Raw genomic sequence first — 10,638 nt, 5'->3', positions numbered from 1 at the left:
GCTATCGCGAGCAGGCTCGCTCCCACATTTAGGGGGGCTGTCTCAGGCTCTACAACTAGAACTTGAACCGTCCCACCAACCCTTTGAGCTGCCCGGAAATATCCGTCAAGCGGCCTGAGCCCGTTTGCGCCGAGTGGGCATATTCTTCCACCAGTTGTGCGTCGGTATGGATTTGCGAGATGTGCCGGTTGATGTCTTCGGCCACCTGGTGCTGTTCCTCGGCCGCCGTGGCGATCTGGGTGTTCTGGTCGCGAATCGAGTCCACCGAGATACGGATCTTGTCGAAGCTGTCGCGGGCCTGCTGAATGCGTTCGACGCTGGTTTTGGAGCCCTGCAGACTGCCCTGCATTTGCAGGGTGACTTCCTGGGTCCGGCGGGCGAGGTTGCCCAGCAGGCTGTCGATCTCGCCGGTGGAGTCGGCGGTACGTCGGGCCAGGGCGCGGACCTCGTCCGCGACCACGGCAAATCCGCGACCCTGATCGCCGGCACGCGCCGCTTCGATGGCAGCGTTGAGGGCCAGCAGGTTGGTCTGTTCGGCAATGGAGCGAATGGTGTCGAGGATGGTGTTGATGTTCTTGCTGTCCTGCTCCAGCGCCTGCATGGTCTGGGTCGACTTTTGCAGGTCCTCGCTCAGTTTCAGCACGCTGCCCGTGGCTTCGCCGATGTGCTGTTGACCATCGTGCACGTCGCGATAGCCCGCGTCCGCGCTGGAGGCGGCCTGGCTGCAGGAGCGCGCGACCTCGTTGGCGGTGGCGACCATTTCGTTGAACGCGGTACTCACCAGTTCAACGGCCTGACGTTGACGTCCGGCAGCTTCGTTCATGTTTTGCGCCACTTCGCTGGTATCGGCGGCGGCGCTTTGCAGGTCGGAGGAGGCGCTGCCGATGCGCTGCACCAGTTGGGCGATCATGCCCAGGAACTGGTTGAACCAACTGGCCAGGGTGGCGGTTTCGTCCTTGCCTTGCACCGAGAGCTTGCGGGTGAGGTCGCCTTCACCTTCGGCGATTTCCTGCAGGCCATTGGCAACACCGCGAATCGGTCGCACGATCACGCTGGCGAAACTGGCGCCGACGATGGCGAACACGACTGCCAGCGCCGCGGCGATGATGGCGATCAACCAGGTCAGGCTCGAGGCTTGGGCCATGACTTCGTCGCGTTTGATCAGGCCGATGAAACGCCAGCCCAGGCCTTTGGAGCTGACGACGTTGGCCATGTAGGGCACGCCCTCGATCTCGATCTGAGTTACGCCATCAGCGCTTTTGGCCAGTGCGGCATAGTTGGGGCCAAGCTCTGCCATGGGCTTGAAGTTGTGCTTGGCGTCGCTGGGGTCGACCAGGACGTTGCCATTGGCTTCAACCAGCATCAGGTAACCGCTGTCGCCCAGCTTGATGTTCTTGACCAGTTCGGTCAGTTGCTTGAGGGAAACGTCCAGGCCCACCACACCCACCAGCTTGCCGGCGGCGTCGGAGACCGTGTGGACGATGCCGATCAGCGATACATCGTCCGGGGCCCAGTAATAGGCGTCTGTACGCACTGTGGTGCCCGGTGACGCGATGGCGGCCTTGTACCAAGGACGAACGCGGGGGTCGTAGTTGGAAATTTTGGGATCGTCAGGCCAACTGGCGTAACCACCGTCGGCCAGCCCCAGAGAAAGATAGGCGGTGGTCGGATGGCTTTTGGCGAATCGGTCGAATATGTCCAGCAGCTGTTTGTTGTTCTCAGGCAGCGGAATTTGTGCAGCGTCGGCACCGGAATAGTTTTTCAGATCCTTGGCCGCAACAATCCGCGGGTCCTTGGCGAAGAACTCGACGTTCTGGCTGATGCCATCGAAGAACTGCTTCATGCCGTTGTCGATCTGACGGATTTCACGGCCGCTGCTGTCCAGGAAGTTGCTTTGTGCGGCGTCGCGCAGGTTCAACACGACAAGCACCGCCACCAGGATCACTGGCAAGCAGGCGATGGCCGCGAACGCCCAGGTCAACTTCTGTTTGATATTCATGACTTCTCCCGCGGATATTTATAGGTGTTGGAACGGCGGAAACAGGAAACAGTAGCGGTGCGCGTTGCGAGTTTCTGGAACGGGGGAAGCGCCCATGCGTACCTACACGATATCGACCAAAGTCGAATGGACTTGAGGCCGCTGGGCTATCAGGGAGGAATCGGCCTGGGATGTCGCGAGTCGATTGCAGCCGTCGTGGTTAATCTGGAAGATGTGCCAATTGCTCTGCTGCTTAAAGCGCGAGCGTGATACAAGTCCTGATGCCTTCATGTATTGACGAGGCCCTATGCCCAGCGCATTCGAGAGCGTACTTAAAAACAAAAACATGGCTTACCGGCCGCTCGGATCCTCAGATGCTGATCAGGCTCCGGTTCGTGTCGCGTTCGTATTGATGGACAATTTCTCGATGATGTCCTTTACCGGTGCGGTGGATGCGCTGGTGACAGCCAACCTGATGAGCGACAGGCCACTGTATGAGGTGCTGACGGTTGGGGCGTCGGGGAGTCAGGTGACCAGTGACCTGGGGATCGTTATCTCTGCCGATATCGAGTTGGCGCAGTTGCCGGAGAACCAGGACGTCCTGATCGTCGCCGGTGGCTTTCGCGTGAAGTTGCAGGGTATGCCGCTGCTGCGACGCAAGCTGCGCGCCAACGCCGCATCCGGGGCAATACTGGGCGGGTTGTGGAACGGCGTTTTTTTTGTCGCCGATGCCAGTTTGCTCGATGGTTTCGAGTGCGCGGTTCACCCGGAAAGTCGCGCCATGATGGCGGAGGTTTTTCCCCATGTGAAAGTTTCCAGCCGCGCTTATGTGGTTGACCGGCAGCGGGTCAGCTGCGCAGGTGCCAACAGCTCACTGCGCATGATGCTTCAGTTGATCCGCCAGACGGGAGGCGAGGCGCTGGTGGGGGCGATCGAGGAGATCCTGCGGTGTGATGAGTCGGGCGACGCGTCGGATCTGCCGCCGGTCTTCGTCGAAACCGATCCGACGCTGCCAGAAAGTCTCAAGCTGGCGTTGGAGTTGATGTGGCAAAACATCGAGGAGCCATTGACCATCGATGAGCTGGCGGCCTGCGTGAAGATTTCCAAGCGGCAGTTGGAGCGACGCTTCTGCAGTTTCCTCGGCGCGACGCCGACGCGTTATTACCTGGAACTGCGCCTGACCCGTGCGCGCCAACTTATCCAGCAGACCAATCGATCCGTCACCGAAATCGCCGTGGCGACAGGCTTTGTCAGCTCGCCGCACTTTCAGCGTCGTTTTCGGGATTTCTTCGGCGTGCCGCCTGGCAGTTATCGTTCGACGTTTGAGCGAAAGCAGGCGTTGCGTTGAGGTTAAGCAGTGCGCGCAAATAGGCGCACGGCAGACGGGTGGCGTGGAATCAGGTTTTATCGTCTGGCAGTTCGTCGGCAGGCAGTTTGTCAGTTTGCGAGGCGGTCTGCGAGGCGGTCATGGTTGTGCCCTTGCAGAGCACTTTGCCAACCTCATCGGCTATCGAGCCTTCAACGATGCGACCTTGCATCTCGTCGAACTGAGCTTTTTCCAGGCTATCGAGGCTGTTGTACATCCCCATGTGACGAACATTGCGGGAGGCGCAATCGATTTCCAGTTTTGTATAGTTGGTGAAGTAGGCGCCTGATCGTTGCAACGTGGCCTGGATGGATGAATCGCTTTCTACAAAAGAGACGATGGAGTATTCAGCATCTGAATCATCGTATTGGTAGGCAATGGTCTGGACGTCCGCAGTGGCGCAGCAAGCAACGGATAGAGCAACGAGGGAAATAACCGTTTTCATACTTTCTTCCATGAAATAAGCAGAAGCCAGGGGGATTTTAATGGCCAAGTGAGATCATTTTGCTTGGCTTGTAACATTCAGTCAATATCACAGAGTGATGGCATCACCTACCGCTGATCTGAAAACGCAATTGGATGGGAACTTCTTCAAGCTTTCTCTGCATACCAAAGAGCGCATGGAAGGAGGGCGGCAACCCCCCTTGGGTTCCATGCGCGGTCTCAGATAGCAAAGCTGGATTGTGGCGGATTGCCCGAGTTTTTTTAGACGCTTTTCGCGCCGATCTCCCAAGCGTTATATCCACGGCAATGCAACCGGTCAGGGCATTTGCGGCAATTCCTGTGGCCGCAGGTCAAATACCAGCACCTCGGCATCCTGACCGTTGCTCAACGTCAGCACCTGTTCCTCGCGCACCCGCACGCCATCCCCTTCCTGCAAGGGCACCCCATTGAGCTCGACGCTGCCGCGGGCCACATGCACGTAGGCATAACGATCAAGCGCCAATGTCAGGGTGGCGTTTTCCTCGCCGTCAAACAGCCCTGCATAGACCCGTGCGTCCTGGCGCACCTGGAGCGAGCCGTTGGCGCCGTCCGGGGAAATGATCAATTGCAGGCGACCGCGTTTCTGTTCGGCGCTGAAGTGCTCCTGTTGATAGCGCGGTGTGGCGCCACTGACGTTGGGCACGATCCAGATTTGCAGGAAGTGCACCAGCTCCTCGGCGCTGTGGTTGAACTCGCTATGGGCCACGCCGCTGCCAGCGCTCATCAGTTGTACATCACCGGGGCGAATGACAGAGCCGGTACCCAGGGTGTCCTTATGCTCCAGCGCGCCTTCAAGTACATAGGAAAAAATCTCCATGTCCCGATGAGGATGCTGGCCGAAGCCCTTGGCCGCTGCGACCCGGTCGTCGTTGATGACCAGCAGGTCGGAGAAGCCTTGTTCATTGACGTTGCGGTAGCTGGCAAAGGAAAAGGTATGGAACGAGGTCAGCCAGCCGTGGCGGGCGATGCCGCGGTCTGAAGCTTTGCGAAGGGTCAGCATGGTAGCTCTCCTGATGGGTATGGGCGGCGGCGGTGGGCGTTCGCCAGGTTCAGAAGAAGGTTAATGGTTATTGAATGGTTCAATAAGCAGGTTAAAAACGAAATACTGTCCGTTATGAGTAGACAATAGAGGCTGCTACCAGCAGGCGGCTGGCTTCGACATAATGTGGGTTTGTGGCTTCTAAGGCCTCTGAATATTTTGGCGTATTTTCGATGAAAACCGTTGCAATGGTGTTGTTCCCGGATTTTTTATTGCTCGACATGGCCGGGCCTCTTGAAGTGTTTTCCATCGCCAATCGTTACCTTGAACCCGATCTTCGTTATCAATTGCTGACCCTGGGAACCGAACGTGGCGCGTTGCGAGCGTCCAACGGCGTGGCGGTACAGGCCGATATCCACATCGACCAGGCTTGGGCGGCCTATGACGTGTTGCTGGTGCCAGGTGGACCGGGCGCCTATAACGACCAGCATCCGGGATTGCACACCTGGTTGCGCGCGGCAGCGCCAAGGGCCACGCGCTACGGCTCCATTTGCACCGGCGTATTTGTGTTAGGGGAGGCGGGGCTGCTTGACGGCTATCGCGTTACCACCCACTGGCACTACACCGAACGCCTGATCCAGCGTTTCCCCAAGGCACGGGTGGAGACCGACAAAATCTTCCTGCAGGATCGACGCTTGATCACCTCCGGCGGTGTAACCGCCGGCATCGACCTGGCGCTGTCCATCGTTGCTCAGGACCACGGTCGTAAAGTCGCGCTGGATGTGGCCAAGGTGTTACTGGTGGTGATGAAGCGCCAGGGCGGCCAGGCGCAGTTCAGCCCGCTGGTGGCGGCGGTGGCGGCTCAAGAGTCTGCCATTACCCGGGTGCAGCATTATGTGATGGAGCACCTGGAGGAACCCTTTACCATCGAACGCATGGCCGCGATCGCCGCCATGAGTTCTCGCCATTTCGCCCGGATGTTCGTTCGCGAAGTGAAGATGACGCCCATGGAATTCCTGCAAGGCGCGCGCATCGATCGCGCCCGCCAGTTGCTGGAATCCACGGATTTGCCCCTCAAGACCGTGGCGTTTCGCAGCGGCTTCGGCAGTGTGCGGCACATGCGCTTGCTGTTCAGTGAAAAGCTTGGCCTGACCCCCGTGCAATACCGCCAGCAGTTCAGTTGAGCCGTCGGTGTCCGTCCAGGGCACCGCAATGTCCGTCATGCGCCCTGTGCCAGCATTGTCCTCTGGGCGATGGCTGCCAAGATAACGGCGAACCCTCTGGAAAGGATGCGCAGGAGCCAGGGCAGACGCGTTCGGATCGCCGGAGTGTCATGCCCGCGATGGTTATCCGGCGCTCGATCGCCCATGAACAGTTTCGCCAGACCCGACACCGAGCCGGCGGTGTGCTTCGGCCCGTTTAGCTTTTATCGCCAGCAGCGACTTGTCACCCGTGGCGGCGAGTCCCTGGCATTGGGTGGCCGCGCCCTGGACATTCTTCAAGTGTTGCTGGAGAACGCCGGCCACTTCGTCAGCAAGCAAGCACTTATCGCCCGCGTCTGGCCTGACAGCGTAGTGGAGGACATCAACCTGCGGGTGCACATCGCGGCGCTGCGGCGGGCTTTTGGTGACTCGGCGGACGGTTTTCGCTACATCCTCAATCATCCCCGGCAGGGCTATTGCTTTGCCGCGCCCGTGGTCGTGGATGCTGACGTCGAGCAGCCGGTCGAGTGCCACAACTTGCCCGCGCGCCTGAGCCCGGTAATCGGTCGCGACAAAGTGCTGGGCCGGTTGCTCAGCGAGGTGCCCCGTCAGCGCCTGACCACCGTGACCGGACCGGGTGGGGTCGGCAAGACCACCGTGGTGCTGCGGGCGGCCGAACTGTTGCTGGAGCACTTTGATGACGGTGCCTGGTTTGTGGACCTGTCCGCCATCAGCGACCCGTCGCAGGTGACGGCACAGGTTACCCGCACCCTGGGGCTGGGACACGGAACCTTGAGCCAGCAACTGAAATCGCGGCGGATGTTGCTGGTGCTCGATGGCGGCGACCATCTGCTCGACGCCTGCCGGGACCTGGCCCGGGCGTTGGGCGCATTGGCCCCGCAGGTCTCGCTGTTGTTCAGCAGCCGTGAGCCCTTGAATCTGATGGATGAGCGCGTCGTACAACTGCCGGGGCTGACAGTGACCTCGTCCCGTGAGCCGGCCCACCAGATATTGGCGTGTCCGGCGGTGCAGTTGTTGATCGATCAGGTCGCTGCCCGGCAGCAGGGTTTCGAGCCCAATGACCGCGAGTTGGCGGTGATTGTCCAGATATGCCAACGCCTGGACGGGTTACCGCTGGCGCTGGAACTGGCGGCGGCCCAGGTGGGTGTGTTGGGCGTGGCGGGGGTCTTGGAACAGTTGGATTGTGGGCTGTCACTCTTGAACCATGGGCGCCGCACGGCTGTGGCGCGCCATCGAAGCCTGGAGGCCATGCTGGATTGGAGCTTCGAGCGCTTGAGTGACGATGAGCAAGCCGTGTTCCAGCGCCTGGCCGTGTTCGATGGGCCGTTTACGCTCAAGGCGGCGCTGGCCGTCATCAGTTGTGCCGAGTTGGAGGCCGGGCAATTGCCTGGTCTGCTGTCACGGCTGGCTAACCAATCGCTGGTCATGGTCGAGCAGTGCGTGGACGGGGCTCGGTTCCACTTGCTCCACACCACTCGCGCCTACGCCCTGGAAAAATTGCGGCGCAGTGGTCAGTGGGCTGTTTTCAACCGGCGCCATGCCCTGCAAGAAGCTTGGGAGGTACGTCGTTCAAGGCCCCAGCCGTCGGGCCAGTTTTTGCAGGAGCGCGCCAGCTTGCTGTAGGTCGGGAGTGTCGAACCCTTCGCTGAAACGTCGATAGACCGGCCTGAGCAGATCCTGGGCGGCATGGTCCATGCCCCGGCGTTGCCACAGCCGGGCCAGGGACATGGCGCTGCGCAATTCCCAGGCCAAGGCATTTTGCCGCCGGGCCACCGCCAGGGCGCTCAGCAGTTGCTCTTCGGCGCAGCGCTCAAGGGCGGGGTCGTTCTGCGCCAACAGGGCTTCGGCCTCGGCCCGCAGGATCTCCGCCGTACACCAGCCTGCCGCACCGTTGCGGGCGCGCTCGACCTGTGCCTGGCTGACGCAATCGATGCGCAGGGTGACGACGATGTCCTGGATCAGTCCGGCGTTGGTCGAACTCGCTTCCTGGGTTTCGTCATCGAAAGCGCGGGCATAGTGGCTGGCCCAGTCATGGAACAGCATGACCGAATGTTTTTTCGCCTGGTGCTTCAACAGTTCGAGCCTTTCCCGGGCGCGTGAATGATCGCCGTTGTAGTGCGCAATCACACAACCGCTCAGCGCCAGGGTGTAGCAGATCGAGATGCCGTGGTTGATCTGCAAGGCAATCTGCAGCGCAAGGTCGGCGGTGCGCCGGGCTTTTTCGGCAAAGCCTTGCAGCCAGAGAATGCGCGCCAGCACGGTCAGTGTCGCCACGCTCTGATCGTATTGCACGCCGAAACCATGGGAGAAACGGCTGAGGTGGCCGCTCTGGGCCAGGCGCTGGATCACTTGTTCGGCATCACGCCGGGCGGCCGTCTGGTCACCCGTGAAATGCTGCGCCAGCACCCGCAGGCGTTGGGTGCTCAAGGACAGGGTCGGGTCGCCGTGCACGCCCAGTCGGTCGAAATCCAGGCTTTGTTCCAGCGCCTCTTGGTAGTTGCCGCAGCTGAGGTTGACGGTCATGAGCCCCGACACGGCTCGCAGCTCGCCGGCCAGGTCCTGGCATTGTTGCGCCAGGCCCCGGGCCGTGATGAAGGCTTCGACAGTGGCAGGCGTGCCGCCTTGGGTATGGTAATTGAAACTGGCATGGGCCAGTTCCAGGGCCAGGGTCAGTCGTGGGCACGGCGCGGGGCTTTGGCGCAATAACGCCCGCGCCTTGCTCACGTAAAGCCCGTGCTCCCTGAGCAGCGACAACTCCTGCCAGAGAGGCAGGGTGCGGGCAGTCAGGCGGATCGCTACCGCATGCGATCCCTGCGGGCCCAGCCCCCGGTCGAGCGCGGCACGGATGTCGTCGCGATAGAGGGCGTGGCGGGCAATCCACTGCCGCGTGGGGGTCGTTTCCCAGTCTTTTTCGGCATGCTCCATCAGTGTCAGGCAGCGCTCGGCGTGACGCTGATGGCTGGCAGCCAGTTCCCCGGCTTCAGCCAGTTTTTCCAGGGCATAGCTGCGAGTGGTATCCAGCAGGCGATATCGCACCTCTTCATCGCCGACCTCGACGTTGAGCAGCGATTTGGCGACCAGTTGGCTGACCGACATCAGCACCTGGTCCGGCGCGATATGTTGACCCACGATCACCGCTGCGGCCGATGCCAGATTGAAGCTGCCCATGAACACCGCTAGCCGTCGCAGGCAGGTCTGCTCGCAGGCGGTGAGCAGCGCAAAGCTCCAGTCCAGCGTGGCACGCAGGGTTTGCTGGCGCGGTGCGGCGGCGTTGGTGTCGTTGTGGAGCAGGGCGACGCTGCCTTGCAGTTGCCGGTGAAGTTCCTCCAGTCCGAACACACCGATCTGACCGGCGGCCAGTTCGATGGCCAGGGGAATTCCGTCCAGCCGCCGGCAGATGTCGACCACCAGCGGTATGTCCTGATCCGTCAGCTCGAAGCTGTCATGACTGGCCATTGCCCGTTCGGCGAACAGTTGCAGCGCCGGAAACTCCAGGGCCGGATAACCCTCAATGGGCATCTCCCAAGGTGGGAACGCCAGGGAATCCAGATGCTGCACGTGCTCACCTTCGGCCCGCAGGCTTTCGCGGCTGGTGGCCAGGATATGCAAGTGGGGCGCCCCGCGCAGCAGGGTTTCACTGAGCTGGGCGATGGCATCGATCAGGTGCTCGCAATTATCGATCACCAGCAGCAGGTGTTGTTCCTTGAGTCGCCGGGTGACGATGTCCAGCGGGTCGCCTTCATGCAGTGGCAGGTCCAGCAGCGCACACAGGTTCGGGACGATCGTGCACGGGTCGTTGAGCGACGCCAGGTCCAACAGGTAGGCGCCATCCCGGTAGTGACCGATCAGCCGCTCAGCGACACGTAAGGCGACGGTGGTCTTGCCGATCCCGCCGGTCCCCACCAGGGTGATGAAACGTTTTCGCGGCAGCTGGGCCACCAGGTTTTCCACCAGGCCCTGGCGTCCGATCAGCCGGGTGCGGCGCGGCGGCAGGTTGTGGGCCAGGGAAGGGTGAGGGATTCGCGCCAGTTGCTCCACCGGCTCCAGGGACACCGGTGCGACGAAACTGTAACCGCGCTGCGCCACAGTGATGATGTAGCGCTGCCCATGCTGGCCGTCTCCCAGGGCCTTGCGCAGCGCCGCCACGTGCACCCGCAGGTTGGTGTCTTCCACCACGCTCTTGGGCCAGACACGGGCCATCAGTTCCTGCTTGCTCACCACGTGTCCGGCGTGTTCGAGCAACACCAGCAGAATCTCCACTGCCCGGCGTCCCAGGCGCAACGGCTGCCCGGCCTCCAGCACCAGGCGCTGGCGAGGATGGACGCGGTAAGGGCCGAAATGCAGCGTCTGTTCGACAGGCAGGTTGAGGTACTGGCTCATGTTGCTCTCAATGTTCTGGTCCCGGTGCATCGGCTTTTCCCGAGCATGTTCCTCAGGTTTTGTTTCAAGCGCAACGGTGAACGTTTCCAGACGCCGCGTTCAAGGCGCCGATCTCTGTGGCGAGGGAGCTCGCTCCCGCTGGGCTGCGAAGCGCCCCCAAGGCCCCGCTCCCAATCAATCTGGCACGCCGCGGTGACAGTCTTGGGGCTGCTGCGCAGCCCAGCGGGAG

7 protein-coding genes and 1 pseudogene are annotated in these 10,638 nt (G+C 61.3%); 3 read left to right on the top strand and 5 right to left on the bottom strand.

Annotation, left to right across the window (positions count from 1 at the left end; all coding sequences use genetic code 11):
• Positions 1-55: 55 nt before the first annotated feature.
• On the bottom strand, positions 56-823 hold the full coding sequence (locus HU811_RS27800; protein WP_371913960.1) for a methyl-accepting chemotaxis protein: 768 nt from the start codon (positions 821-823) through the stop codon (positions 56-58).
• A 93-nt stretch (positions 824-916) separates the two neighbouring features.
• Positions 917-1,999, bottom strand: a pseudogene (locus HU811_RS27795) (HAMP domain-containing protein); the annotation flags it as partial.
• 286 nt (positions 2,000-2,285) lie between these two features.
• On the opposite strand from HU811_RS27795, the gene HU811_RS19975 reads away from it, so the two are divergent.
• On the top strand, positions 2,286-3,326 hold the full coding sequence (locus HU811_RS19975) for a GlxA family transcriptional regulator (protein ID WP_186657664.1): 1,041 nt from the start codon (positions 2,286-2,288) through the stop codon (positions 3,324-3,326).
• Positions 3,327-3,375: 49 nt separating this feature from the next.
• Here the strand turns inward: HU811_RS19975 and HU811_RS19970 are convergent, their stop codons facing one another.
• Together HU811_RS19970 and HU811_RS19965 are read right to left on the bottom strand one after the other, a co-directional pair.
• The gene (locus HU811_RS19970) at positions 3,376-3,837 is read right to left on the bottom strand and encodes a hypothetical protein (protein WP_225248466.1); all 462 of its coding nucleotides are present in this window, start codon (positions 3,835-3,837) and stop codon (positions 3,376-3,378) included.
• A 267-nt stretch (positions 3,838-4,104) separates the two neighbouring features.
• Positions 4,105-4,827: a pirin family protein gene (locus HU811_RS19965; protein WP_186657661.1), complete on the bottom strand. Its 723-nt coding sequence runs from the start codon at positions 4,825-4,827 to the stop codon at positions 4,105-4,107.
• 212 nt (positions 4,828-5,039) lie between these two features.
• On the opposite strand from HU811_RS19965, the gene HU811_RS19960 reads away from it, so the two are divergent.
• Complete coding sequence (locus tag HU811_RS19960; RefSeq protein WP_186657658.1) at positions 5,040-5,990, top strand: GlxA family transcriptional regulator; 951 nt, start codon at positions 5,040-5,042, stop codon at positions 5,988-5,990.
• 183 nt (positions 5,991-6,173) lie between these two features.
• Positions 6,174-7,652, top strand: a complete 1,479-nt coding sequence (locus HU811_RS19955) for an ATP-binding protein (protein ID WP_186657655.1) — start codon at positions 6,174-6,176, stop codon at positions 7,650-7,652.
• On the opposite strand, the gene HU811_RS19950 is transcribed toward HU811_RS19955, so the two are convergent.
• A complete protein-coding gene (locus HU811_RS19950; protein WP_186657652.1) occupies positions 7,599-10,409 on the bottom strand; it encodes an ATP-binding protein in 2,811 nt (936 codons plus the stop codon). The genes HU811_RS19955 and HU811_RS19950 overlap by 54 nt on opposite strands.
• Between the last annotated feature and the right edge of the window lie 229 nt (positions 10,410-10,638).

This window comes from Pseudomonas tehranensis, assembly GCF_014268615.1.
Taxonomy (GTDB): domain Bacteria; phylum Pseudomonadota; class Gammaproteobacteria; order Pseudomonadales; family Pseudomonadaceae; genus Aquipseudomonas; species Aquipseudomonas tehranensis.
The sequence above is the reverse complement of the archived record's forward strand: the minus strand, read 5'-3'. Positions and strand labels throughout refer to the sequence as shown.

What these genes read in the sequence shown, in the direction of transcription:
- HU811_RS27800 (WP_371913960.1), bottom strand. Translation starts at nt 823, where the DNA reads ATGAACGAAGCTGCCGGACGTCAACGTCAGGCCGTTGAACTGGTGAGT.
- HU811_RS19975 (WP_186657664.1), top strand. Translation starts at nt 2,286, where the DNA reads ATGCCCAGCGCATTCGAGAGCGTACTTAAAAACAAAAACATGGCTTAC.
- HU811_RS19965 (WP_186657661.1), bottom strand. Translation starts at nt 4,827, where the DNA reads ATGCTGACCCTTCGCAAAGCTTCAGACCGCGGCATCGCCCGCCACGGC.
- HU811_RS19960 (WP_186657658.1), top strand. Translation starts at nt 5,040, where the DNA reads ATGAAAACCGTTGCAATGGTGTTGTTCCCGGATTTTTTATTGCTCGAC.
- HU811_RS19955 (WP_186657655.1), top strand. Translation starts at nt 6,174, where the DNA reads ATGAACAGTTTCGCCAGACCCGACACCGAGCCGGCGGTGTGCTTCGGC.
- HU811_RS19950 (WP_186657652.1), bottom strand. Translation starts at nt 10,409, where the DNA reads ATGAGCCAGTACCTCAACCTGCCTGTCGAACAGACGCTGCATTTCGGC.